Origin of the sequence: Parabacteroides sp. CT06, from assembly GCF_002257605.1 — a bacterium.
GTDB classification, from domain to species: Bacteria; Bacteroidota; Bacteroidia; order Bacteroidales; family Tannerellaceae; genus Parabacteroides; species Parabacteroides distasonis.
Genome location: NZ_CP022754.1, coordinates 4591041 through 4616631, shown reverse-complemented (window position 1 = coordinate 4616631; position 25591 = coordinate 4591041). Strand labels below are relative to the sequence as shown.

At 41.8% G+C, this 25591-nt stretch carries 19 protein-coding genes; 17 read left to right on the top strand and 2 right to left on the bottom strand.

Features of this window, described 5'->3' with window-relative positions:
- Window positions 1-335: 335 nt before the first annotated feature.
- On the bottom strand, window positions 336-1184 hold the full coding sequence (locus tag CI960_RS20245; protein ID WP_005860739.1) for an AraC family transcriptional regulator: 849 nt from the start codon (window positions 1182-1184) through the stop codon (window positions 336-338).
- A gap of 962 nt (window positions 1185-2146) precedes the next feature.
- On the opposite strand from CI960_RS20245, the gene CI960_RS20240 reads away from it, so the two are divergent.
- The 11 genes from CI960_RS20240 to CI960_RS20190 all read left to right on the top strand — a co-directional run bounded on the left by CI960_RS20240 (window position 2147) and on the right by CI960_RS20190 (window position 18081).
- Entirely contained in the window at window positions 2147-2929 is a 783-nt protein-coding gene (locus tag CI960_RS20240) for a DUF4493 domain-containing protein (protein ID WP_005860743.1), read from the top strand.
- Between the two features lie 33 nt (window positions 2930-2962).
- Window positions 2963-4249: a DUF4493 domain-containing protein gene (locus CI960_RS20235; protein ID WP_005860745.1), complete on the top strand. Its 1287-nt coding sequence runs from the start codon at window positions 2963-2965 to the stop codon at window positions 4247-4249.
- A gap of 1 nt (window position 4250) precedes the next feature.
- Window positions 4251-6050, top strand: a complete 1800-nt coding sequence (locus CI960_RS20230) for a DUF4493 domain-containing protein (RefSeq protein WP_005860747.1) — start codon at window positions 4251-4253, stop codon at window positions 6048-6050.
- A 159-nt stretch (window positions 6051-6209) separates the two neighbouring features.
- On the top strand, window positions 6210-6959 hold the full coding sequence (locus CI960_RS20225) for a hypothetical protein (RefSeq protein WP_005860749.1): 750 nt from the start codon (window positions 6210-6212) through the stop codon (window positions 6957-6959).
- A gap of 6 nt (window positions 6960-6965) precedes the next feature.
- Entirely contained in the window at window positions 6966-8672 is a 1707-nt protein-coding gene (locus CI960_RS20220) for a PCMD domain-containing protein (protein ID WP_005860751.1), read from the top strand.
- Between the two features lie 5 nt (window positions 8673-8677).
- Window positions 8678-10771 (top strand): DUF4493 domain-containing protein, encoded by a 2094-nt coding sequence (locus tag CI960_RS20215; protein ID WP_036629113.1) that lies wholly within the window; start codon window positions 8678-8680, stop codon window positions 10769-10771.
- Between the two features lie 12 nt (window positions 10772-10783).
- Entirely contained in the window at window positions 10784-11473 is a 690-nt protein-coding gene (locus tag CI960_RS20210) for a DUF4493 domain-containing protein (RefSeq protein WP_005860755.1), read from the top strand.
- Between the two features lie 455 nt (window positions 11474-11928).
- The gene (locus CI960_RS20205; protein WP_005860757.1) at window positions 11929-13653 is read left to right on the top strand and encodes an ATP-binding protein; all 1725 of its coding nucleotides are present in this window, start codon (window positions 11929-11931) and stop codon (window positions 13651-13653) included.
- Window positions 13654-13822: 169 nt separating this feature from the next.
- Entirely contained in the window at window positions 13823-15862 is a 2040-nt protein-coding gene (gene metG, locus CI960_RS20200) for a methionine--tRNA ligase (protein ID WP_005860759.1), read from the top strand.
- 72 nt (window positions 15863-15934) lie between these two features.
- Window positions 15935-17065: a DegT/DnrJ/EryC1/StrS aminotransferase family protein gene (locus tag CI960_RS20195; protein ID WP_036629138.1), complete on the top strand. Its 1131-nt coding sequence runs from the start codon at window positions 15935-15937 to the stop codon at window positions 17063-17065.
- Window positions 17062-18081: a Gfo/Idh/MocA family protein gene (locus CI960_RS20190; protein ID WP_005860763.1), complete on the top strand. Its 1020-nt coding sequence runs from the start codon at window positions 17062-17064 to the stop codon at window positions 18079-18081. The genes CI960_RS20195 and CI960_RS20190 overlap by 4 nt, the downstream gene beginning before the upstream one ends.
- Window positions 18082-18339: 258 nt before the next feature.
- Here CI960_RS20190 and CI960_RS20185 read toward each other — a convergent pair whose 3' ends face one another.
- On the bottom strand, window positions 18340-18783 hold the full coding sequence (locus CI960_RS20185) for an HU family DNA-binding protein (RefSeq protein WP_005860765.1): 444 nt from the start codon (window positions 18781-18783) through the stop codon (window positions 18340-18342).
- A gap of 455 nt (window positions 18784-19238) precedes the next feature.
- On the opposite strand from CI960_RS20185, the gene CI960_RS20180 reads away from it, so the two are divergent.
- The 6 genes from CI960_RS20180 to CI960_RS20155 are packed head-to-tail and all read left to right on the top strand — an operon-like array spanning window position 19239 to window position 25589.
- On the top strand, window positions 19239-20675 hold the full coding sequence (locus tag CI960_RS20180; protein ID WP_005860767.1) for a lipopolysaccharide biosynthesis protein: 1437 nt from the start codon (window positions 19239-19241) through the stop codon (window positions 20673-20675).
- Window positions 20663-21640 (top strand): glycosyltransferase, encoded by a 978-nt coding sequence (locus CI960_RS20175; RefSeq protein ID WP_005860769.1) that lies wholly within the window; start codon window positions 20663-20665, stop codon window positions 21638-21640. Before CI960_RS20180 ends, CI960_RS20175 begins: the two co-directional genes overlap by 13 nt.
- Before the next feature lie 7 nt (window positions 21641-21647).
- On the top strand, window positions 21648-22460 hold the full coding sequence (locus CI960_RS20170; RefSeq protein WP_008781064.1) for a hypothetical protein: 813 nt from the start codon (window positions 21648-21650) through the stop codon (window positions 22458-22460).
- Between the two features lie 27 nt (window positions 22461-22487).
- Window positions 22488-23315 (top strand): hypothetical protein, encoded by an 828-nt coding sequence (locus CI960_RS20165; protein WP_130882473.1) that lies wholly within the window; start codon window positions 22488-22490, stop codon window positions 23313-23315.
- A 51-nt stretch (window positions 23316-23366) separates the two neighbouring features.
- Window positions 23367-24458, top strand: a complete 1092-nt coding sequence (locus CI960_RS20160; RefSeq protein WP_034528001.1) for a glycoside hydrolase family 99-like domain-containing protein — start codon at window positions 23367-23369, stop codon at window positions 24456-24458.
- 6 nt (window positions 24459-24464) lie between these two features.
- Window positions 24465-25589, top strand: coding sequence for a glycosyltransferase family 4 protein (locus CI960_RS20155; RefSeq protein ID WP_005860774.1), 1125 nt, complete (start codon window positions 24465-24467; stop codon window positions 25587-25589).
- Window positions 25590-25591 lie beyond the last annotated feature (2 nt).

Here is a 25591-nt window from a genome sequence, read left to right as displayed (position 1 = left end):
GCAAAAATAGTGCAGTTACTAAGCTGGAAAACTATCTTTATATTAGTTGGAAATCGCGCTATTTATGGCTGTTGAAGTGAATAACTGACGGCTTGTCGAGTGAACAACTGACGGCTATACCTAGTGGTCAGCTTACGGCTTGGGAAGTGAATAACTAATCACTTGGGAAGTCTTTTGTGGATGACTTAACGTGCTGTATACCAATCTTGTTCGGTAAACGAGTTTTACTGTTCAACTAGCTCTTCAGCTAAATTAAAGAAGAACCAGTGATTTCAGGAAAAGACACCCGGCCGGAAGTGCTTTAAAAGTAAGCTAGCTTACTTTTTTAGGGTTGTTTAGGAATTGCGGTATTCTTGCGGACTCATACCTACATGGCGTTTAAAATACTTTCCGAAGAAGGACATATTAGTGAAATTCAGTGTATAGGCGATATCGTGGATGGTAAGGTTCGTCGATTTTAGTTGTGCCTTTGCGTCCATGATAACCATCGAGGTGATAATCTCTATGCAAGTTTTTCCCGTACTTTGTTTGACGATCGTACTTAGGTGTGCTTGCGTGATGCCAAGCCGCTTGGCATACCATGCAACGGATCGTTGCATGGTATAGTTTTGCATTACTAGTTGAGTGAAATTCTTACTGATTAGCTCTGCTTTAGAGAGCATTGACAGGTCTTCCGTCTGGTCTTTATACATGCTGCTGATCCCCATCAGCATACCGGTAAACAAATGGTTGGTAATCCCGCGATTTATTTTCGTGGCGTAAAACTCGTATGTTTTGAGTAATAACTCAAAATAATCTTTCATAAGAGGCTGGGCTTTCTCTTTTAGCTTATACACCGGATTGTCTTTCACGATATAGTGCATGTCTATGACAGCTTTGCTGGAGTTCGCTTGGCTGAGGAAATCAGATGAGAATCCCATGAAATAGATCTGTAGGTCCCCGTCTGCCCTATGGATCTGCAGGATTGATCCGGGCATGATGGTGATGAAGCTTCCGGGTTCTACCTTGAGTTGCGTTAAGTTGATGGATGCCTCGATCTCTCCTCCTAGGCATAGCACGAAAATCCCCGCTTTCAATCGGCATGGGTAATTCGCATACAGATTCAGCAGGCCTATATCTTCGATCGAGAGCTTCCCGATCACCCAATCTTGAGGCAGGTCTATTTTGGGAATGTCATTTTCCATGTTTGTTTAATTATTCACTTATCGGGAACGTTTGACAAAAATAGGCATTTTTAAAGATTTGCCGTGTCTTGTGGAAGGAAAATTATACGAGCGTCTGAAACTTGCGGTATTCCGGAGGCTTTTCGGAGTCGCTTGGGTGTTTGGGCTGGACTGGTATGGTTTCTTGTCGAGGGAAGTAGTTGCCATTAGAATTATCTTTTCTGTTTCGTTTTGATTGAATTTGGATGTATATTGTGACAGGGATATTTCCTTGACCTATCAAAATAGCGAAAGAATCAGGAAGATAAGTGGCCTTTTATGTTAAAAAGTAACGTTTTCGGTACACGTTAGACGGCGAATATGTATGCAATAGGCAGCATTGGGCAATGCCTATACTGCCGTTGGGCATCGTGAGTAGTCGTGAATAGGGGTGTAAGTAGTCGTGAATAGGCATTCTTATACTGTTATAACCCTATTGTAAGACTGTTTTTTCCCTCTCTCACTCCCCATAATATGAATTACGATGAATTATTTTTGCTAGAACAAAATGTCGTTTTTTGATATATGGCTATCATTCAAATAATTGCTAATTTTCTCTTATGAATTTGGAAGTAAGTAGTACTTTGCCCCGAAATAATCGATACTCAAGAGGTTGAGATTACAAATTGCCATTTTGTCAAATCCTTTTTTCTTCCATCGAAGCGACTATCTTGTAATCTTGCTTTCTCTAGGGGCGGCTCTTGTCTGAGCGCATTCTGTTTAGGCACGGTTTCTAATAAAAGGAACAATGGGTTGTAAAAATAGGACATGGTCACTCTTTATAAATGGCTCTGTATGTGTAGGGGTGAGGTGTGGAATCTAAAAAAAGGAATAGGTAATAAGACAAATAGACCTTGTAGGATCTTTGTGAAATATATTCTTTTGCATCCGAATTGGGATCGAATGGATCTATACGAATTGAAGTAATTGAAAAAAGCATTTATATGAGGAAAAAGAATTTTACATCTATGGGAATGGCCTGCTTACTGGGCTGTTGTTTGATGTTGGGTAGCTGTAGCTCTGAAGTGGATAATTTGGATATTCCGAAGGGCAAAGGTTTCGTGAAAATAGATCTGGCACCGGAGGTCGGTTTTCAAACAAAAGCCGTGGATGAGAGTGAGTATAAGGATGTGAACAATTATACTGTGCAAGTGTTTAAATCCGGGCAAGAGGAGAATCTTATTATTAATGATTTGTATAAGAATTTGGAAGAGAAATATTCTTTGAATGTTGGTAACTATGTGTTGAAAGCCTTTACGGGTGAAGATAAACCGGTTTCTTCCGATGTGTTGTATTTTTCTGGCGAAGCTGCTTTTGAAGTGAAGGAGGGAAAGGAGGTGACAGCTCCTGTAATATGTAAGCCCAGCTCAGCTCGAATTAATGTTGTGTTCGATCCGAAGATGGATGAGTATTTCTCCGACTATTCCTTGAAGATTGAGACAGAGGCGCAGAAACCCTCTTCTTTTGTTTGGGCAAAGGCGACAGTCGGTCCGATGTATTTTAAGGTAGGTAATCAGGAAAAGGTCCAGGTTACGGTAAGCTTGACTAAGAAAGAGAATGTAAAAGCAGAAGGGACGGTTAAGACCTATACGTTAAGTCCAGCGGATGCTTTGAAACTTACTTTGAAACCAGTAGTCAACAATGGCAATTTAGGAATTTCGATTACAATTGAGGAGACTACGGTTGATCATCCGGTAGATATCGTTATTCCGGGGGATTGGGTATAAATATATATAACAGTAATAATAAGAGATTAGAATATGAAAGCGATCAATATATGGATGTTGAGCACGGTTTTGTTTTCCGGCTTGATGTCGTGTGAGATGAAAGAGGAGATTTTCGGGAAAGAGATCCCAAAGGAAACTGGCTATTTGACACTTGACGTGAGCGCAGGTTCCTCTGCTTCTTTAGCAACGAAAGGAGCAACTGATCAGAAAGAAGATTTTCCGCTCGTGATCAAGGCGATGGATTTTGATCTTACTAAAAACTATGAGTCGTTTGCTAAGTTTAAAGAAGAAAATGCGAATGGTGTGATTGAGTTGCCGAAAGGAAATTATGAGATAGAGGCGCATTCGCCGGGAGAGTTTGCCGAAAAGATGTACGATCCTTATTATGGAGGTGTAGAAAAAGCAGAGATAATGCCTAGTGTGGAAAAAACCGCTACGGTGAAATGTAAGATCCAGAATGTCAAAATTGCGATGGATTTTACCTCCGAGTTTATAAACTATTATAGCAAATGGTCTATTACGGTGGATGACAAGTGCGGTCATTCAGATATTTATACGCAAGAAAATCCAAACCCAACTCCGATTTATTGGAAAATGGCTGCTGAGACAGATAAGATTTATGTGTCGGGAACAGCTATAGTGAAGGAAACGAGTGAAGAAGTTATTATAAATCAGACATTAACGAAGAAGGAAAGTGCTGATTTTGTAGAAAGCGACAGCCCCTATTTTGTAGGAGGAGATGGTTTGGCGATCTCGTTGGCTCCCGGAAAAGAAGTGGATCTCAATAAAACCGGTATCACCATCACGGTTAACGGTTTTAACCAAGAGACAAATGAGAATATTGATATAGAAGTGGAAGGTGATAGTGGCGAAGAGAATCCTGAACCTCCGACACCACCGGTGACGGGTGATGATCCGACAATCACGATACCGCAAGCTCTTTATACGTTGCCCGCTGATGAACAAAAAAATGCAAATGTTATTATATCAACTCCTGCCGGCTTGAAAAATATCACTGTCGCGATAAAGGGAGGAAATGAGCTTTTTGCGTCAATAGTTAAAGATCTATTTGGTGAAGAGTTTAAATTGATAGGAAATGAAGCTTTAGGAGAGACGTTGACGTCAATGGGTGTAACTTTACCTGTTGGTGGAGAAAAGAGCTATGAATTTCCGGTACATGCCTTTTTTAGTTTGTTGCTAGATCCAAGTACTGGTGGAGGTGTTACAACAGATCCAGAAGGACACGTATTTAATATTACGGTGGAAGATAATGATGGTAAAGTCGTAAAAGATAAATTAAGTGTAAAAGTGGCTGAATAATATGAAGACAATATATACACTTTTATTTTTTGTGTTGGTATTAGGTTTGGTCGCTTGCCAGGCCGAGGATGATACATCCATGAAAAATACCGGTTATTTAAGTATGGATATAACGACCAATAATTCCACAGCCACCAAAGCGGGAAGTGAGGAGGTTGTTTATAATCCCAAACAGTTGGCGGTACAAATCTTGAATGATCAAGGAGGTGTTGTTAAGGAAACGGATGACTATACGGCGTGGGATGGAGAGCGATTTTCCTTGCCTACGGGTAAATACGTGGTGAAAGCCTCTTCAAATGGCTTCGATGGTAAAGCTGCCGAGTTTGATAAGCCCTATTATGTGGGATCAGCTGAGGTAGAGGTTATGGCAGGAAAGGATGTGACGGCCGAAGTTATCTGTACATTGGCGAATGTCTTGGTGACTGTTGAATTTGACGAGCTGTTCAAGAAAAGCTTTAAGTCTGCGACCATTGTTGTGGCTGATTCGGCAGACCAAACTGGAACCCGCCTTACCTTTGAGTTAGGTAAGAACGAGACAGCAAAGGCCTATTTCCCAGTTCCCGAGAAGTCGTTGATTATCTCAACGAGCGTAACGAATCAAAAGGGTACACTACATTCTAAGAAAGATACCGTTCGTGCGGTAAAAGCTCGAGATAATGTTCGCTTGATGTATAAAGTGGCTGACTCGCCAAATGGTTCTACCAGTATTGATATTACTTTGGACGGAACAATCAAGACCTATAATTTCACCATAGGTGTGCCTCTGACCGCTAAGACAACTCTATCGGCAAGTGCGGCGAACGCTTGGAGTTCATTTGCTTACTTGGAGGGGAAGGTGCTTTCAAAGGCAGGTGTCTTGGATCAAAGCAAGTTGGCGATGGAATATAAACTGGCAACAGACGAGGCTTGGACTCCGGTTGCGTATCTGACCGTAGGTGAAAACGATACCTATTCGGTAAGGATTACGGGCTTGACTCCTGCAACAAAATATCAATACCGTTTTATCTATAAGGATACGGAAGAGGTGGCAAGCGAAATCGTAGAGTTTACTACGGAGGCGGCTATCGCATTATATAATGCTAATTTTGATTTATGGTATCAGAATGGAAAGACATGGTATGCTGGGGAATCCGGTAAATCATTCTGGGATACGAGTAACCCGGGTACGACAACGGGGTTGGGAGCCATAGTGAATATCAATCCTACCCAAGGTAGTTCAGCGGTTGTGCATACATCGGGCGGAAAATCTGCGGAGTTGAAATCCCAGTTTAAGGTGAAATTCGCAGCGGCGAGCCTGTATACCGGATCTTTTGGTGGGCTGGTTGGTATGAATGGTGCTAAGATCAATTTTGGTCAGCCGTTCGCTTCTCGTCCAACAGCATTAAAGGGCTGGTTCCAATACGCTCCGGTAAATGTAACTCATGTAGGGGATAATCTTCCGGCTGACGCAGTTGTTGAAAAAGGAGATCCTGATGTTTGTTCTATTTATATAGCGATGTCTAAAAAGCAATATACTATAGATAATACCAAAATGGCAGAAACTGCGATCGATTTTGAGAATGATGCGAACATTATCGCCTATGGTGAGGTGCCTGTGTCGGAATGCGTAAGTACCAACGGACAATGGAAGGAGTTCAATATCCTCTTGAAATATAAGAATCTGACGGAGAAACCGACCCATATCATTGTGGTCTGCTCGTCCAGCAAGTATGGCGACTATTTCACCGGAGGCGATGGCAGCATAATGTATCTCGATGATTTTTCACTCATTTACGATGACGAGCCTACAATGTGGAAATAAACCATAGGCTGAAAGTCTATGTAGGGAACAATAAGTTTTTACTATAAATCTATTTGGCAAGTAAGGATATCTTCCTTGCTAAGTAGATTTTAAATATCTTTGTGGCAATATAAAGGATAGAACTAGAAAATGGCAATAACAATAGAGCGAATTATTTGAATGAGTAGAAAACTATTTACCTTATTGCTGTTATTAGCAATAGTGACCGGTACCGTAAATGCACAACGCGGTAAACGCGCCATTAAGCGCATCGACCGAGAGGTACAGGAGGCTGTGTTCATCCCGAAAGGAACATGGATGGCCGGAGGTGCCGTATCGTATTCCGAGCATGACGAGAGCAACTTGAACTTTCTTGTTATAAAGGATTTGGAAGGGAATGGCTATAATTTTGCGATAAGTCCGTACGTGGGCTATTTCTTCCGGGATAATATCTCGGCCGGTGTTCGCTTCGCTTACCGTAGGAACTATTTGGATCTAGGGAATGTGGATGCCAATTTGGGCGACATTACCATCTCGTTCAAGGACCTCTATTATCTGGAGCATAAATATGAGACATCCGGTTTCCTGCGTACCTATATCCCGATTGGGAAGAGCAAGATATTCGGTCTCTTCAACGAGGCTCGTGTGACCTATGGCTACGGTACGGGCAAGAATTCCACAGGCTCGGGGGCTAATTATGATGGTACTTACCAGAAGGTACAGAACCTACAGATTGGTTTCGCCCCCGGACTGGCCGCCTTTATCACCGATTGGAGCGCCGTGGAGGTGTCGGTCGGCGTGATGGGTTTCGATTTCAAATGGATCGACCAGACGACCAACCAAGTGGAGCAGGGTTCGAGCCGTACATCGTCCGGTAATTTCAAGATCAATCTTTTTTCCATTAACATAGGTATGACTTTCTATTTGTAATTGGATATGCGAATAATCAACGATATATATAAAGCGACCTGTCGCTTTTGCCTTTTTGTTTTCTTCGTGCTGGCTTCCTGTGCGATAGAGAATGATATACCCTATCCGATCGTCAATGCGGGTATCACGGACATTCGTGTGGAGGGACAGCGTCCGGCTGAAGGCTCTTCGGATGATGCGGCATTAATTGATGCTTCGGCAAAGACCATATTACTGTATGTAAATGATTCTGTTGATATTTCTAGATTGAAACTTACTCGTTTGGTGGTGAATCCAAGGGATGCGCAGGTTTTGGTTGATTCGGCTCTCTGTGCTAATCCTAATAAATTCCCGTTTGCCGGATTCGCCTCATTGGATAGTATTCCTATGTCATCCAATACGAGGGTCGATTTTACCAAACCGGTCAATTTTACTATAAAAACCTATCAAGATTATGTATGGCAAGTAAAGGTGAAGCAAATCATAGACCGGAAGGTCGAGGCCAAGGGTATGATAGACTATTCTATTGACGAACTGGATAATCGAGTGATTATTTATGTAGGGAAAGGAGAGAACCTGAAGAATATCTCTATAACCTCTTTGGCTTTGGGTGGAGCCTATGGCGAGGTGACGCCAAATCCTACTACCGTGAAAGATTTCACCTCTCCACAGAAGTTTTTGGTTCAGTATCCCTGGAGCGAGCCCAATAAGGGGACAATATGGACGGTATATGTCCGTCTGACCGATGAGGAGGGAGGCTCGCAGCCTTCAGCCGGAGACCTTTCCGTGAATGCCTGGAGCAAGTATGCGTTTGTGGAGGGGAAAGCAACGGAGGCTAATTGTTCGTTTGAGTATGTGAAACAGGGAGAGACTTCTTGGAACAAGGTCTCTGCGAAGGCAGACGGTTCGAAGGTCTCTGCGAAGATCGAGGGATTGCAGCCCGCCACGGCTTATCAATGCCGACTGGTGGATGCCTCGGGAAGCGTGTTGGGCGAGTCTACCTTCACGACAGAGACTGCCACACCATTATATAATGGTAATTTCGATCTGTGGCATCAAGATGGGAAAACATGGTATGCCGGTGAGGCGGGTCATTCATTTTGGGATACGAGCAATCCGGGTACGACAACTGGATTGGGGGCTGTGGTCAATATCAACCCGACTCAAGGAAATTCAACGGTTGTGCATACGCCGGGTGGAAAATCTGCCGAGTTGAAATCGCAGTTTAAGGTGAAATTTGCCGCTGCGAGCCTGTATACCGGATCTTTTGGCAGTTTGGTTGGAATGAATGGTGCGAAGATCAAATTCGGAAGGTCGTTCGCTTCGCGCCCGTTCGCATTGCATGGCTTTTTCCAATACGCTCCGGTTGCGGTAACTCATATAGGAGATAATCAGCCTGCGGGGACGCTTTCAAAAGGAGATATGGATGTTTGCTCGATTTATATCGCATTGGCTAAAGAGTCTTATACGGTGGATAATACCAAGGCTGAGACGTTTATCCAATTTAAGACGGATAATAATATTATAGCTTATGGTGAGCTTCCTCTCAAAGAGTGTGTCTCAACGAATGGAACATGGAAAGAATTTACGATCGATTTGGAATATAAGACGCTGGAGAAGCCCAATGATATGTATCTTATCGTAGTGGCAAGTGCCAGTAAATATGGCGATTATTTTACCGGAGGTGACGGTAGCATATTGTATGTAGATGATTTCGAACTTATATACGACTAAATAATATGATGAAGCAGATTGATAAATTTTGTTGTTGTATATTCTCATTATTTCTCATGGTGGCCTGTCAGGAGGAAGAAATAATGGATAAAACCGCCGGCTTTCAGGTATCCTTGCAGGATATGGGTGTTGCCATTGAGACGAAAAGTACGCCAGCGGAATTGGGAAAGCCACTAGCGGATCAGTTTAAGCTTAAGGTCGTGAAGAACGGGGATTCCTCTCCGTTGTTTGATGGTAATTATACCAGCCAGACGATACCTGCTTCGGCCGGTACTTATACGATATCTGCTTCCTATGGAGATAATCCGGTTTTAGCGTTGGATGCGCCCTATTATTTAGGCGACACTACTAATGTGGTGATTAAGGAGGGCGAGCAGAAGAAAATTACCTTGAGTTGCAAGGTGGCCAATGCGTTGGCTTCTGCCTCTTTCCCCACTGATACGGAGTTGAAGAAAATCTTCTCTTCTTATTGGGTGAAAGTAGTTGTTGGGAAGTCCTCTTGTAAATTGACTTCTGATAGTAAGAAAAGTGCCTATTTTCAAGCAGAGAAACAGGTTGCCTTTTATTTTGAGGGAACAAAGGTGAGCGGTAAGGATTTTTCCGAGGAGTTAAAACATAAGGATTTGCCTTCGGTATTGAAAGCCGGACATCATGTTAAACTGACATTGAAGTTATCGGATGATTTATTGTTGGATGTCGCTAAAGTTGAAATTAAAAAGGAGACAATAACGAGCGATATCCCGATGGATTGGTTGCCTAAGCCGAAAGTTGAGGCGGAAGGATTTGAGAATAATATACTTTCCTTTGCTGAGACAGAGACTAAAACGGCAATATTGAATTTAAATACGGCTTCAGCACTGCAAGACTTGAAGCTGAAATTTACTTTTGGTGATCCGCAATTTTCAAGCTTGAATGATAAGGACTATCTTTTATCTGTTCCGGCAGATAAAGCGGAAATGGAAAATGTGTTAGGCATTGTATTGCCTGAGATTGGTGTAGATAAAGCCTCTTTAGATTTGACTTCCATTGTCGCTAAGTTGCGAACAGATGCGGGTACGACAGTAGAAAATAAGATTGAAGTAGATGTGAGAGCGAATAATCGCTGGAGTAGTGAGGAGATTAAAGGGCAAGAAAACCCAAGCCGGGTTTATACGTTGAGGTGTAATAAGCCGGAAATGGCAGTATCTGTTCAACCCGGAAATATCTGGACGAAAGAGTTTACGATTGATGAACTGACCGTTACTACAGGAGATCCGGAGGTTATCAAGTCTAAGTTGAAATATCAGTATAAAGAAAAGTCCGGAGGTGATGATACTTGGAAAGACATTCAAGATATGAAAGTGTTATTCAATGAACATCCCCAAAATAGATCATATCAAGTGAGAGCGGTTTATCGTGATGTGGTTATGACGGATGCTATTGATGTGGAGCTAGAGAATCCGGTGCAGTTGCCGAATTCTGGGATGGAGGAGTGGCATGAGGAAGATCAGAGTGATCATAAAAATTTGTGGTTCCCGTTTTCTCAAGATTTAAGTCTTCAATGGATTACTAATAATCTGGAAACCACAAATTATAGAGGAGAATCCTTTTGCTCTGCATCTGCTGTTAAGCGTTCTGAAAATAAGTATAATGGTAATTATGCTGCTTTGATTAGAACTATAGGGCATGGTGTAGCAAATACAAATGTAGGTTCATTTCTAGGTATGAATGGTTCTATTACGGGAACTCATACAATAGGGATACTGTCTTATTCTGGAGATTTTCAAGTACGTCCAACAAAAGTGAAATTTTATTATCGTTATATTCCAGAAGGAGATGATGTAGGGGTAATAGAACTAAAAATAGAAAATGAAGATCAAGATCAAGATGTTATTTTATATGAGGCTACAAATGTTGTTAGTAAGACTGAATATCAATTATATGAAATACCAATTAATTATATGGTAGAGAATGTAGTTGCTACTAAGTTGACTTTAACATTGAAATCTGGATCTAAACATACTAATGTTGTAAAAGCTAAAGTTAGGGGGAATGGAGCTGATGAACATTATGGTAGCGAGCTTTATATTGATGATATTTCCCTTGTTTATGACAAATAAAGATAAAGAAGAATGAAACATATCGTTTATATTCTATTAACTCTCATCCTTTTGGCAAGTTGCCAAAAGGATGAAGCCTTTGATATTTCAGAAGGCAAAGGAACTTTAATATTGGAAAATCTTTCTGTTCAAACAGAAAATGTCAATACTGTTTCTACTCGGGCAGTTCAGAATGATCTATATGTGGAGATTTGGCAAAACGGTCAATTAATGAGCGGGCAACAATATGAACCGGGAAAAGTGCCTGCTAAGCTGGATTTGCCTGCCGGAAGCTATCTGCTGAAAACCTATAACCTAGCGTATAAAGACATGCCCAATTGGGTAGATACAGAAACTGGTGGAGCAGCCTTTTATGCTGAAAAGAATTTTAAGATAGACGCTGGTAAAATAAACTATCTGAATGTAGAAGTCCCGATGGTGAATATCGGTGTTTCCTTAAAACTCCCGGAAGGTTTTAGTGATCGCTTTAAGGATTATCATTTTACCGTACAATTCGGAAACCGATCCGTAGAAATATCCAATGGAGAAACCGCTTATTTCCCCTCGAGTGAAGTAACTTACATTTTAAGTGTCACAAATAACGATGGTGAAAATAAAACGAATTCAAAGACGATCAAATCACCAGTGGCAGGAACTATATATGAAATCTCTTATGGCTATGCGACTAAAGGGTTGATTGTTAATGCTAAATATGGCTTATGAAATGAATAACTAACGGCTTCCCAAGCCGTTAGCTTACCACTGGGGGTAGCCGCTAGTTATTCACTTCACAAGCTATAAACAAGGGGGGTGTCGTTCTTTACATATAATATAAAACGTACGTGCGTACATTAAAATATACAGTCTCTCTCTTTAAAGGCAAATCCAAAAACATATCCAGTTACTTTTCTCCCCTTTTGGATTAAAAAGTATCTTAACTGTATCGTTCAACGAAACTAAGTGTGTTGGCCAAGTATCTTAGTTTCGTTGGCCAATGCACCTAGGTGCAAATATGTATTAAAGCATATGGACAATTTCCATCCCTCGTGTCCCAACCGTTATTCGCAAATTATTCCTTACCTTTTCTTGATAAAAGAAGATTTCTTAGCGAACAGGTATAAGAATTGGAGATTTTTATCTAAGTTTGTCAGTATACATCAAAAAGAAAGGAAGATCTTATGATACCTCAGATAACCATTCCCTATGCCGTGGCTGATTTCGCTGAAATACGCGAACGTGGCTTTTATTATGTGGATAAAACTCGGTTTATCCCTTATTTGGAGCGGTATAAGGCTCCGGTGTTTCTGCGTCCGCGGCGTTTTGGTAAGAGCTTGTTGGTCTCTATGCTCGCCCATTACTACGATCGCAGTAAGTCTCATCGCTTTGAGGAACTTTTTGGGGGGACTTGGATCGGGACCAATCCTACGCCGGAGCATAACCAATACATGATTATCCGCTACGACTTCTCGAAGATGGTGATGGATAGCACGATGGACGGGTTAGAGCAGAATTTTAATGATCTGAATTGTTCCCCCGTGGAGATCATGGTAGAGCATAACCGTGATCTTTTCGGTGATTTTAAGTTCTCAGTGAGAGGTAATGCCACCAAGATGCTGGAGGAGGCGTTGGCTTATGTCCGTATGCGCGGCTTGCCCAAGGTTTATATCCTTATTGATGAGTACGATAATTTCACCAACCAATTGCTCACGGCCTATAAGGACCCGCTTTACGAGTCTGTCACCACTGGCGAGAGCTTCTTGCGTACCTTCTTCAAGGCTATCAAGGCGGGTATCGGCGAGGGAAGTATCCGTACTTGCTTTTGTACGGGTGTGCTGCCTGTTACGATGGATGACTTGACGAGCGGCTATAATATCGCCGAAATTCTTACCTTGAAGCCTGACTTCACGGAGATGTTGGGTTTCAATCATGAGGAGGCTGCCGAATACCTGCGCTATGTTATTCGTAAATATGGCAATAATGAGGATCGTTTCGACGAGCTGTGGACGCTTATCGTAAACAACTATGATGGCTATCGCTTTCTGCCCAACGCGCATCCGTTATTTAATTCCACTATATTGACTTATTTTTTCAAGAACTTCGCCGAGCTGTCCGGTGGTGTCCCCGATGAGATGGTGGACGAGAACCTTCGAACGGACGTGAATTGGATCCGCCGCCTTACCATCACCTTGGAGAATGCGAAAGAGATGCTGGATGCCTTGGTGATCGATGGCGAGTTGATCTACTCTCAACCGGATCTTAGGAGTAAGTTCAATAAGCAGAAGTTCTTCGATCCGGATTTTTACCCCGTCAGTCTATATTACTTGGGCATGACAACGTTGAAAGATAATTATGTGATGGTGCTTCCCAACTTGACCGCTCAGAGCATCTACATGAATTATTACAACGAGTTGAATCAGATTAGCGATGACGCTCGCTGTTTTGTTCCCGCTTATCGCCTGTTTATGGATCATCGGAAGCTGGAGCCGCTTGTGGAAAATTATTTCAAGGAATATCTCGGCCAGTTCCCGGCGCAAGTATTCGACAAGATCAACGAGAACTTTATTCGTTGCTCTTTCTACGAGGTACTGAGTCGTTACTTGAGCAACTGCTATACCTTCGCCGTGGAGCAGAACTTGCCAAGCGGCCGTGCGGATCTGGTATTGACGGGCATATCGGGCACCGCCTTCCACAACGATTGCCGGGTGGTGGAGTTCAAGTATTTCAAGGCGAAAGACGCTACCATGGTAGAGGCCTTGAAGGTCGTTCGTCCCGAAGATGCCGATCAGGTGAGAAGATATGCCGCTGATATCAATCGGCAATTCCCCGCTTACCGCATGCGAGCGTATGTGGTGTATATAGCGGCAGGAAAAGTTTGTAAGACATGGGAAGTTATTAATCTCTAATGTAAAGGACAAGACATGAGACATTTGTTGATTATTCTATTATGTCTTGATCGGCAATATATACTATGCGATCGAAAGAGGAATATATCCATCCTTGAATGATATTCCAATCTTTTTTATCTAACCAAATTATTCCGTACCTTTGCCCCTCAAAAAGAGAACACAAGGTATGGAAAAACATTTTAAGAGAACGCTGATTACTACGGCGTTGCCGTATGCGAACGGACCGGTGCATATCGGCCATTTGGCCGGGGTATATGTGCCTGCTGATATTTATGCCCGTTACCTTCGTTTGAAGGGGGAGGAAGTGTTGATGATTGGTGGTTCGGACGAACATGGGGTACCCATCACGTTGAGAGCGAAGAAGGAGGGGATCACGCCGCAGGATGTGGTGGATCGTTACCACGGTATTATCAAGAAATCGTTCGAGGAGTTCGGTATCACGTTTGATATCTATTCTCGTACTACTTCCGCTACGCATCATCAGATGGCCTCGGATTTTTTCCGTACATTGTATGATAAAGGTGAATTCATCGAGAAAACAAGCGAGCAATACTACGATGAGGAGGCGAAGCAATTCTTGGCCGACCGTTATATCACGGGTACTTGTCCGCATTGTGGAAACGAGAAGGCGTATGGCGATCAGTGCGAGGCTTGCGGTACGTCTCTTAGCCCGACGGATTTGATCGATCCGAAATCCGCTATCAGTGGCAGCAAGCCGGTGATGCGTGAGACGAAGCATTGGTATCTGCCTTTAGACAAGTGGGAGCCGTTCTTGCGTAAATGGATCTTGGAGGATCATAAGGAATGGAAACCTAATGTATATGGGCAGTGTAAGAGCTGGCTGGATATGGGACTGCAACCCCGTGCGGTGAGTCGTGATTTGGATTGGGGTATCCCTGTTCCCGTGGAAGGGGCGGAAGGAAAGGTGCTGTATGTCTGGTTCGACGCTCCGATCGGTTATATCTCTAATACGAAAGAGTTGCTGCCGGATAGCTGGGAGACTTGGTGGAAGGATCCGGAGACTAAAATGGTCCATTTCATCGGTAAAGATAATATCGTGTTCCATTGTATCGTGTTCCCTTCCATGCTGAAAGCGGAAGGTTCTTATAACTTGCCGGAGAATGTCCCCGCCAACGAGTTCTTGAACTTGGAGGGTGACAAGATCTCTACTTCCCGCAACTGGGCGGTTTGGTTGAACGAGTATCTGGTGGATATGCCGGGCAAGCAAGACGTGTTGCGCTATGTCTTGACGGCCAACGCGCCGGAGACAAAGGATAATGATTTCACATGGAAAGATTTTCAGGCTCGTAATAATAATGAGTTGGTCGCTATCTTAGGGAACTTCGTGAACCGTGCGTTAGTCCTTACGGATAAGTATTTCGAGGGTAAGGTGCCGGCGGCTGGCGAGTTGACAGATTATGATCGCCAGACCTTGAAGGATTTCGCAGATGTGAAAGAGAACGTGGAACGCCTGTTGGATACCTACCACTTCCGTGACGCTCAGAAAGAGGCGATGAACCTGGCCCGTATCGGAAATAAGTATCTCGCTGATATGGAGCCTTGGAAGTTGGCGAAGACGGATATGCCTCGTGTCGCTACGATCATGAACATCGCTTTGCAGATTACGGCTAATCTGGCGATCGCTTTTGAGCCGTTCTTGCCGTTTAGCATGGAGAAACTGAATAAGATGCTGAATGTAGAGCCGTTGGGATGGAATCGCCTAGGTGCTACGGATCTATTGGAGGCCGGTCATCAATTGGGCAAGGCAGAGTTGTTGTTCGAGAAGATAGAGGATAGCGTGATCGAGGCCCAAGTACAGAAATTATTGGATACGAAGAAAGCGAATGAGGAAGCGAATTATAAGGCGAAACCGATCCGTGAGAATATCGAGTTCGATGATTTCATGAAACTGGATATCCGTGTGGGTACGGTTCTGGAATGTGTGAAGGTTCCGAAAGCGGATAAGCTGCTTCAGTTCCGTATCGACGATGGCCTGGAGAAACGCACGATCGTGTCGGGTATCGCCCAGCATTATAAACCCGAGGAATTGGTAGGCAAGCAAGTTTGCTTCATCGCTAACTTAGCTCCCCGTAAGCTGAAAGGTATTGTTTCCGAGGGCATGATTCTCTCCGCCGAGAATTTCGATGGAAAGCTGGCCGTTATCACCCCGGAGAAAGAGGTGAAACCGGGTAGCGAGGTGAAATAATAAGATAAACGCAATAATGAGGGGGCTATTTCGTTTTAACGACGGGATAGCCCTATTTTTTGAATGGATAAGATGCTAGAGAAACAGATACAGATGGTAGATCTGCGGAGGCAGTATGAACGTTTGCGTAGCGAGATCAATCCCGCCATGCAAACGGTGATAGATGCTTGTGCCTTTATCAATGGCCCTCAGGTGAAGGGATTTTGTAACCATTTATCAGATTATTTAGGTATTCCTTATGCGATCCCGTGCGGCAACGGTACGGATGCTTTGCAAATCTCCTTGATGGCATTAGACTTACATCCGGGCGATGAGGTGATCGTTCCTGCTTTTACGTATATCGCCGCGGCTGAGGTCGCTTTGGCTCTTGGCCTAGTGCCGGTATTAGTGGATGTAGATCCCGGTACATTCAATATAGACCCGGAAAAGATAGAAGATGCCTTGTCTGAAAAGACGAGAGCTATTATCGCAGTTCATCTTTTTGGCCAGTGTTGTGATATGGAACCGATCTTGCGTATCGCCAGCCGTCATAATCTATATGTGATCGAGGATAATGCCCAGTCCATCGGTGCTAATTATACTTTCTCGGATGGAACGGTGAAGAAAGCCTGTACGATCGCCTCTATAGGAACGACCTCCTTCTTCCCTTCGAAACCGTTGGCTTGTTATGGTGATGGTGGGGCGATGTTTACTTCCGACGCACGATTGGCCGAACGACTGCGAATGATCGCCAATCATGGGCAAAAGGTAAAATATCATCATGCTTTGGTGGGCTGCAACTCCCGTTTGGATACCTTGCAGGCCGCTGTCTTAGATGTTAAGCTTCGGTATTTGGATGAATTTGCCGCCGCTCGTTGTAAAGTGGCTGCTAGATACGATGCTGCCTTTTCCGGATTGGATGCTGTACGCAAACCACTAAAATCAGCCTTTTCATCGCATGTTTATCATCAATATACGGTACAGCTAGCTGTAGAAAAGAGGGATCAAGTACAAGCTGCGTTAAAAGAACGAGGCATTCCTTCTATGATTTATTATCCATTGCCTTTGCAGGAGCAAGAGGTGATGAGGGGTCGATGCCGGATTTCCGGGGATTTGAATGTCGCTTCTCGCTTGAGCCGATCCGTATTATCCTTGCCGATTCATACGGAGATGACAGAAGAGGAGCAGGCCTATATTATAGAATCTATAAAGAGTGTTTTATGAATAAGAAGATACGTTTCGCCGTGATCGGCTGTGGTCATATAGGTAAGCGTCATGCCGAGATGATTACCCGGGATGAAGGAGCGGAGTTGGTCGCTTTATGTGATATCCGTCCGAAAGAGGAGCTGGGGATCGAGGCTTATGCGGTCCCTTTCGCCCGGGATATAGATGAACTATTCCGTTTGGGATTGGATATAGATGTGGTGAATATTTGTACACCTAACGGCTTACATGCCGAGATGGCGATCCAAGCGATAGAGAGCGGACATCATGTGGTCATAGAAAAGCCTATGGCCTTGACCTTGGCGGATGCCGAGAAAGTGGTTTATATCTCGTTGAGATTCCGTAAGCAGGTATTTTGCGTAATGCAAAACCGATATTCCCCGCCTTCGGTCTGGATCAAGGAGATGGTTGAGTCCGGAAAATTAGGCCAGATTTATATGGTGCAGCTGAATTGCTACTGGAACCGTGATGAACGCTACTATAAACCTGGAGGATGGCATGGCGACGCTGCCTTGGATGGTGGTACCTTATTCACCCAATTCTCCCATTTCATCGACATTATGTACTGGTTATTCGGGGATATCTGTAATATCCAGACCCGTTTCGCCGACTTCAACCACGAGAAACTGACCGCCTTTGAGGATTCCGGTTTCGTGAATTTTAATTTCGTGAACGGTGGAATGGGCAGTTTGAGCTACTCTACGGCGGTATGGGACAAGAATCTGGAAAGTAGCATGCTGATCGTGGCCGAGAATGGCAGCGTGAAAATCGGCGGTCAATATATGAATGAGGTAGAATATTGCCATATCAAGGATTATGAGATGCCGGAATTGGCCCCTACCAACCCCGGCAATGATTATGGCCCTTACAAAGGCTCCGCTCAAAACCACAACTTCGTGATCCGTAACGTGGTCAATGTCCTTTCCGGCGCCCCCGGCGAGATCATAACGACCAACGTCTTGGAAGGTATGAAGGTGGTGGATATTATACGGAGGATTTATGCGGGGAAGGCGTGAGAATCCATTCCCAGATAGGGACTACCTCGATCGTTCTCTCTTGGACTTGGATGGTTCGTTTCTCGTCTCGAGTGATAATCATCATACGTTTAAGATATAGAAACACATCCGCTTGCTTTTTGTTTTGTATGTAAAACAAAAATAAGCTATTTTATTTTGTATGCGAAATAAAATGGGGATGATTTGTTTTATATTGGAAACAATACGGTGGATTTACGTATTGAAAGCATAAATCCACTGCGAATAGAGATTGAGATTTTAGATCTCGTCAGGGCTTTCGCTGTCTTGGCTACCCCCGCTTTGCGGTTCGGAGAGTTCCTTTTTCTCGAAATTAGTGAGTTTCTTAGCTATTCTCAAGGCCTTTCCGGGGCTAAAGACAACTTTAGGTTCTTTGATCAAGCTGGTGGTAAATTCCTCGGTGGTAGGGGTTCCCGTAGAGCCTACCCCAAAACGGAAATTGCCCAATTCGCCTACATTCACCCTGCGCCCTTGCGCGAGATTTCGTTTCAACACGATATTGATACGGTCGAGTACCGCCTTGACTTGGGCGGAGCCTACTCCACTTCCATCTGCCACTTCCTCGAGGAAAGTCTCGAACTCTACAAGATCTCCATAGATCACTTGCGCATACTGTTTCTTGGGTGTTTCTGTCTTGTCGTTACCCAAGTTCTTTCTCTCGATCAATCTGTACTTTACTGCCATAATTTCTAAATTTTAAAAGATGATTAAATGAATTACCTTGTTTTCGAAAGCATGACAAAGGTATCGCAAGCCGTATGAGGCAAATCGGTCTGTGTTGGTTTATGTCTGTCAATGTCCGTGTATGTGCCTATTAGTCTACGAGTGCCTGTTTCGCATCCTTTAGTTCGCAAGACTAGTAAAATGTAAAAATGTACAATAAGCTATATTAGAATGGGCCTGTTTTGTATATTTTTGATTATTAGTTTATTATATCTAGTAGGTGCGAGACTTTTTAATTAATATCAATAGAAATCCGGATTTCTATTGATACTAATTGGTGTTTTCTATTGATACTAATTCATATTTCCATACGTACTATTTGTTATTTTATACATAAAGTATGAAAAGCTTCCGGGTTTTGCCCGTTACCCAAGAGTAAATGTTTATCTTTGTGGCACTTTTACCGTAAATATCAAATGGCAGAACAATCACTAAAAGATAAGACAGCGAAAGGGCTCTTCTGGGGAGGGGTGAGCAATGGGGTGCAGCAGATACTCGCATTGCTGTTTGGTATCTTTTTGTCTCGCATATTATCGCCGGGAGATTATGGGATGGTCGGGATGCTAACTATTTTTACGGGTTTTGCGAATGCTCTTCAAGAAAGCGGCTTCTCGGCGGCCTTGACAAATAAGTTGGATATTAAGCATGAGGATTATAACTCGGTATTTTGGTTTAATATAGTAGTAGGGATTGGCCTTTATGTGATTTTGTTTTTCTCGGCGCCTTTGATTGCCGTTTTTTTTGATCAGCCGGATTTGTTGTGGGTATCCCGTATCGTATTTTTAAGTTTTTTGTTTGGTTGTTTTGGAACAGCTCAAGCCGCTTATTTGTTTAAAAACTTGATGGTCAAGGAAAGGGCAAAGATTGATATCTATGCGTTGTTATTATCCAACACGGCTGCACTGATCATGGCGTTGAATGGTATGGCTTATTGGGGGATTGCTATTCAAGGAGTACTTTATATCGGTTTAGGCACTTTTCTTAGGTGGTATTATTCACCTTGGAGGCCAACTTTCTCTTTTAACCTTCAGCCTTTGAGGGAGATGTTCCCGTTTAGTGCAAGGTTGTTATTGACAAATCTGTTTAGCCAGATGTCTACGAATATATTCTCTATTCTATTGGGTAAGTTCTATACGGTTCAGCAAGTCGGTTATTATTCCCAAGGCTATAAATGGATGAATATGGGGGGGAGTTTTATCACGGGAATGATATCAGGAGTAGCCCAGCCGGTATTTGCTCAAGTCTCTTACGAGAAGGAGAGGCAAGTACAGGTTTTAAGAAAGATGATCCGTTTTACGGCTTTTATATCTTTTCCATTGATGTTTGGCATGGCGTTGGTCGCAAATGAATTGATCCTGATTACGGTTACGGAAAAGTGGGCGCCTTGTGTTCCTATTTTGCAATTACTGTGCGTTTGGGGAGCTTTTTCCCCGATATGCGAGCTTTATAAAAATATCGTGATCAGTCATGGGAAATCTAATATTTATTTGTATGCTAACGTAATATTTGGCATACTCCAGATATTGTTGCTGATAATGATGTTGCCTTATGGAATTTTATGGATGGTTGCGGCTTATGTGCTCGCTTACCTTTGCTGGCTGCTTGTGTGGCATTGTTTTGCGAGCCATTTGATAGGTGTTAGATTATATCATGTAATAAGAGACATATTGCCTTATTTTCTTATCACTCTCTCAGTTTTGAGCTGCGCTTGGTGGGTCTCTTTCTTCTCGGGGAATATTTATATACGGTTTGCTTTGAAGATTATTGTGTCTGCGATTTTATACATTGGAATTATGTGGGGTGTGAAGTCTGTAATTTTTAAAGAATGCATAGGGTTCTTATGGAAAAGATGAGTTTGAAACGAGTTTCTGTCGTATTATGTACCTATAATGGTGAGAAATATATCCGTGAACAGCTGGAATCTATCGTATCTCAGACTTATCCTATCCATGAATTATTGATACAGGATGATTGTAGCACAGATGCGACACCTTTAATAATCGAGGAATATAAGGAAAAATATCCTTTTATTAGATTTTATCGAAACAAGAATAATCTGGGCTTCAATCGAAATTTTTGGAAGGCTTTCGAAAAAGTAACAGGTGATTATATTGCGATTTCGGATCAAGATGATATTTGGGTAGATACCAAGATAGAGGTCTTGGTTGGTTGTATAGGAAATTATCTGATGGTTTATGCGGATTCTGTGAGTTTCTTCGATAAGATTCCCTCTTATGTTGCGGCGAGGAAAGAAGAGTTTGTTCTTACGGGATTACGATTCATTTCTTTGCAGTATGGTGTATTGGGACATGATTGCCTCATGCGGAAAGAGCTGATCCAAATAACACCTAAAGAGGTGCGGGAGAAATTTGTATATGATTTTGCGTTGGCTTTAGTAGCGAGATCTAAACGCAGTCTTTTACATAAGGTCGAGAATTTAACATATTTTAGACGCCATCCTCATGCTAGCTCTAATTTGTTGCAAAATGTGAAAGGAGGGTTTAGAGGCTATCTGGATGGGTTTTTATCGTTGGGTAAAAGAAACCGTTTGGAGATATCTGATCGATACCGGCTAATGCTTCCTTATTTAAGTATGGAGGAGCCTTTAGTTTATCAATATGCGTTGTATCTTTCGTCGGGTAGGATTCTAGGCATTTTTAGAGCGGGGTGGATCACTTATGTCTGCCGGTCTGAGTTAAGAGGGAATACAAAAAGTATTATGAATAAAGTGCGAGCTTATTTTCTTCCATTATTTTTGTATGGCAAATGGAAATATATCAGGAGCTTGTGGGGTGAAAAAACTATATTAGATAAGTAAGATTAGTATGGATCGGATATTTTTATGCTCATTTGGTAATTCCAGTTATTTGTCTTCTTTATCTCGTTTGAGAGCTCAGGCTGAGGAGACAGGTTGGTTTTATCGTGTCGAATGTAGTACGGAAAAAAATCTATCTGCCTTTTTCCGGCAAGAGGCTGCGGATCTATTAAAACAGGAAGTGCGAGGGTTTGGATATTGGATTTGGAAACCCCAGATTTTACTTCAATGCTTACAACAAATGGAATATGGCGATATTTTGCTTTACACAGATGCTGGTTGTCATATAAATGAGGTGGGGAAGAATATGTTTCTTGCATATATAAAAGAGGTAAAAAAACATCCTTCGGGATTTTTGGTATTTGGCGCTCGCAAAGGTTCATTAGAGAGACAATATACAAAAGGTGATATTTTCTCATACTTTGGTATACAAGAAGATGATGATATTTATAATAGCGGACAAATACATGCTACCACTTTTTTTCTAAGAAAAGATGATCATACTCAAAAGGTTGTAGAATGTTGGAAAAAAGTGATGATGGAAAATAGAAATTTGATAGATGACTCCCCTTCATCCACTCCTAATGCTTTGGATTTTAAGGAGAATAGGCATGATCAAAGTGTTTTTTCAATTTTGATGAAATTGAATAAGGCACAGATATATCCAATAACTCATATATGGTCATACACTTGGTTCTTTATGGGATATTATCCGATTTGGGCTAAAAGAGATCGAGGGGAAACTTTGAGAAAATATTATCCATTGAAACAATATTGGAAGGATTTTCTTTTTTTTGTTCGAAATAGAGTGGAACGTTTATAATAAGAGTTTATGAATAATATGAGTAAGATGAAAGTTTTAGTCTTAGTTCCGATCGGGGGGTTGGCGAATCGATTTTATGCAATATCATCAGCTATATCATTTTGTCAAATGTATGGGATCCGGCTTCATGTCATTTGGTTTAAAGATTGGGGGATGGGGGCTGACTTTCATTCTTTATTAGACTTAGCTCCGATTTTATCAAATATAAAAGTTGTGGATGCGCATTGGCAAGATTATATTTATGATCGGCCTAGGAAGAGAAATTTTTGGCTCCCTTATTTATATCAAAAAGTTGCTTTCCCGGAAAGATTTTATGAAAAAGATATTTATAACCGGTTTTCGGTGGAGAGCTTGTTAAATTCGTTTCAAAAGCATGATTCTGTTTATTTGGTCCAATTTCGTTCTTTCTATAAAAATGAAATAACGTTTAAATGCTTATCTCCGATAAAACCTATTCAACAGCAGATAGATGAACGAACGAAGTTTTTTGAGGACAAACATGTGATAGGTATGCATATTAGGAGAGGAGATCATACGACTCCTACATTAGGAAGTCCTTTGTCTTTATTTATTTCAAAAATTGAGGAGGAGGTTACTCTTGATCCGAATACTTATTTTTATGTAGCTTCAGACTCGTTCTCGGAAAAGAAAAAACTAAAAGATCTGTTTGGCGAAAGGATTATTACTAGATTTGATGAAGTTAGGCGAGATAACGAAAGTGGTATTGTCGACGCTTTAGTTGAATTGTACACTCTGGCTCATACCTCAAAGATCTATGGTTCTTTAGCAAGTTCTTATTCTTCTTTGGCTGCGGAGTTATATTCAATCAAACTTGAAATTTTATCATTGGTATAATGATTTTTCTTTAATTCGTAATTTGGATTAGTCTATTATTTATTGACGATAATGAATAGAAATAAAATAAGAGTCTTGGCATTTTATTTGCCACAATTTCATCCAATACCCGAAAATGATAAGTGGTATGGAAAAGGTTTTACGGAATGGACGAACGTAGGTAAAGCTAAGCCTTTGTTCAGGGGGCATTACCAACCACGGGTTCCGGCAGACTTGGGATATTATGATTTGCGAGTTCCGGAAACACGCCAGGCTCAGGCAGATATGGCAAGAGAGTATGGGGTGGAAGCATTCTGTTATTGGCATTATTGGTTTGGGAATGGAAGGCGTTTGTTGGAAAGGCCTTTTAATGAAGTCTTAGAATCGGGTAAGCCAGATTTCCCCTTTTGTCTAGCTTGGGCCAATCACTCTTGGAGAGGTATCTATAATGGAGTTAAGACGAAAGAGTCATTAATCGATCAAACTTATGGTGGACTTTCTGATTATGAGCGTCATTTCTATGACGTACTGCCAGCGTTTGAGGATAAGAGATATGTGACTGTTGACGGAAAACCTTTTTTCTTAATTTTCGCTCCAGCGGAAATTCCGGATTCAAGGGAGTTTATAGACTGTTGGCAACGTTTGGCTGCCCGGAATGGTTTAACGGGTATTCATTTTGTCGCTCATACGTATCAACCAAATGATATAGATAACTTTCTGTCAATGGGATATGACGCAGTTAATGTCGTGAGATTGTTTGAGTACCAGAGAATAGGAATATCTTTTGTACAGAAAGTTCTTAATAAGGTAAATAGGGAGGTTTTTAAACATGGCTTTTGGTGTCAGTACAAAGATGCGATGAAATATTTTTCTGGTAAAGAGGATGAGAGAGAGAATGCTTATCCTACAATAATTCCCAATTGGGATCATTCTCCTAGGACAGGACGTTATGGTGCTATTTTAAAAGATTCGACTCCTCAACTTTTCCAGAAACATGTAGAGCAAACAGTTCATTTGATCTTAAACAAGGATGATGATCATCGGATCGTGATTCTGAAGTCTTGGAATGAATGGGCTGAAGGAAATTATGTGGAGCCGGATTTGAATTTTGGCAGAGGCTATTTGGAGGCTTTACGTACGGCTTTGCAAAAGGATATCAGATAGAGTCATATGAAAAAACGGGCGATTATACTACATCCGGCGATAGCTCCTTATCGAGTTGATTTTTTTAATTCGTTAGCTAAAGAGTTTGATGCAAGCTTTTATTTTGAGTTTGATAATGCTTTGGAACAGGCTTTTGATCAGGAAAAACTTAGAAAACGATTGTGTTTCGCACCTCATTTTCTTTCTTCAGGTTTTATGGGTATTAAGAATCTGAGGCTTGAGGTACTGACTATTTTGTGGAAGAATAAGGCTGATGTTGTTTTTGTTTCAGAGTATAATTTGTTAGGACTTTTAGTATGTTTTTATAAGTTGTTGTTTAACTGGAATCTAACAGTGGTATCTATATGCGATGATAACGTATCGATGGCTCAAGGAACGCATTTTGTTAAAAAGCTTACCCGTTACGTTATGTTACATATCCTTTCGATCGTGGTACTAGCCGATAATAATGTGTTGACCTGGTATGAAAGCAATTTGAGATTTAAGTCGAAATATGTTTATTTCCCGATCATTCAGTCAGACAACTTTTTTAGAGAACGATTGCTAAAAGCTTTATCAATTTCTGTTTCTATAGCTGATAGGTATAGTTTAATAGGGAAAAAAAATATTTTATATGTGGGGCGTTTGGTTGAGATAAAAAACGTATCTCTTTTATTAAAGGCGTTTCGTCAAGTTAACGCTGATTTTCCAGATGCTAGATTGTTGATTGTAGGTGATGGAGATTTACGAGAAGATTTGGAGTCTCAGGTACAAGACTATATATCTGCGGGTTTAATACGGTTTATGGGAAAACAAGAAGGTTTAGACCTATTGGCTTATTATAATTTAGCACAAATCTTTGTTTTACCTAGTTTATATGAACCTTTTGGTACGGTTGTGAATGAGGCGCTACTGTCTGGTTGCTATACTTTGTGTTCATCTATCGCAGGATCGGCTTGTTTAATAGATGAACCCCAAAATGGTTTAGTATTTGATCCTTCTAATGAGTCCGGTTTATACCATAAGCTTAAAAAAGCACTGATGGGTGCTGTTGGACTTGAAGAGATAGCATTGAAAGGTAATAAGATGCAAATTCGATATGCGGAGAGGATGGATTGTTTGTTAAAGTGTTTATATTTGTCAATTAATTGATA

What these genes read in the sequence shown, in the direction of transcription:
- CI960_RS20175 (WP_005860769.1), top strand. Translation starts at nt 20,663, where the DNA reads ATGGAAAAGATGAGTTTGAAACGAGTTTCTGTCGTATTATGTACCTAT.
- CI960_RS20230 (WP_005860747.1), top strand. Translation starts at nt 4,251, where the DNA reads ATGAAGACAATATATACACTTTTATTTTTTGTGTTGGTATTAGGTTTG.
- CI960_RS20195 (WP_036629138.1), top strand. Translation starts at nt 15,935, where the DNA reads ATGCTAGAGAAACAGATACAGATGGTAGATCTGCGGAGGCAGTATGAA.
- CI960_RS20170 (WP_008781064.1), top strand. Translation starts at nt 21,648, where the DNA reads ATGGATCGGATATTTTTATGCTCATTTGGTAATTCCAGTTATTTGTCT.
- CI960_RS20220 (WP_005860751.1), top strand. Translation starts at nt 6,966, where the DNA reads ATGCGAATAATCAACGATATATATAAAGCGACCTGTCGCTTTTGCCTT.
- CI960_RS20210 (WP_005860755.1), top strand. Translation starts at nt 10,784, where the DNA reads ATGAAACATATCGTTTATATTCTATTAACTCTCATCCTTTTGGCAAGT.
- CI960_RS20240 (WP_005860743.1), top strand. Translation starts at nt 2,147, where the DNA reads ATGAGGAAAAAGAATTTTACATCTATGGGAATGGCCTGCTTACTGGGC.
- CI960_RS20235 (WP_005860745.1), top strand. Translation starts at nt 2,963, where the DNA reads ATGAAAGCGATCAATATATGGATGTTGAGCACGGTTTTGTTTTCCGGC.
- CI960_RS20165 (WP_130882473.1), top strand. Translation starts at nt 22,488, where the DNA reads ATGAAAGTTTTAGTCTTAGTTCCGATCGGGGGGTTGGCGAATCGATTT.
- metG (WP_005860759.1), top strand. Translation starts at nt 13,823, where the DNA reads ATGGAAAAACATTTTAAGAGAACGCTGATTACTACGGCGTTGCCGTAT.
- CI960_RS20245 (WP_005860739.1), bottom strand. Translation starts at nt 1,184, where the DNA reads ATGGAAAATGACATTCCCAAAATAGACCTGCCTCAAGATTGGGTGATC.
- CI960_RS20190 (WP_005860763.1), top strand. Translation starts at nt 17,062, where the DNA reads ATGAATAAGAAGATACGTTTCGCCGTGATCGGCTGTGGTCATATAGGT.
- CI960_RS20205 (WP_005860757.1), top strand. Translation starts at nt 11,929, where the DNA reads ATGATACCTCAGATAACCATTCCCTATGCCGTGGCTGATTTCGCTGAA.
- CI960_RS20215 (WP_036629113.1), top strand. Translation starts at nt 8,678, where the DNA reads ATGATGAAGCAGATTGATAAATTTTGTTGTTGTATATTCTCATTATTT.
- CI960_RS20155 (WP_005860774.1), top strand. Translation starts at nt 24,465, where the DNA reads ATGAAAAAACGGGCGATTATACTACATCCGGCGATAGCTCCTTATCGA.
- CI960_RS20160 (WP_034528001.1), top strand. Translation starts at nt 23,367, where the DNA reads ATGAATAGAAATAAAATAAGAGTCTTGGCATTTTATTTGCCACAATTT.
- CI960_RS20225 (WP_005860749.1), top strand. Translation starts at nt 6,210, where the DNA reads ATGAGTAGAAAACTATTTACCTTATTGCTGTTATTAGCAATAGTGACC.
- CI960_RS20185 (WP_005860765.1), bottom strand. Translation starts at nt 18,783, where the DNA reads ATGGCAGTAAAGTACAGATTGATCGAGAGAAAGAACTTGGGTAACGAC.
- CI960_RS20180 (WP_005860767.1), top strand. Translation starts at nt 19,239, where the DNA reads ATGGCAGAACAATCACTAAAAGATAAGACAGCGAAAGGGCTCTTCTGG.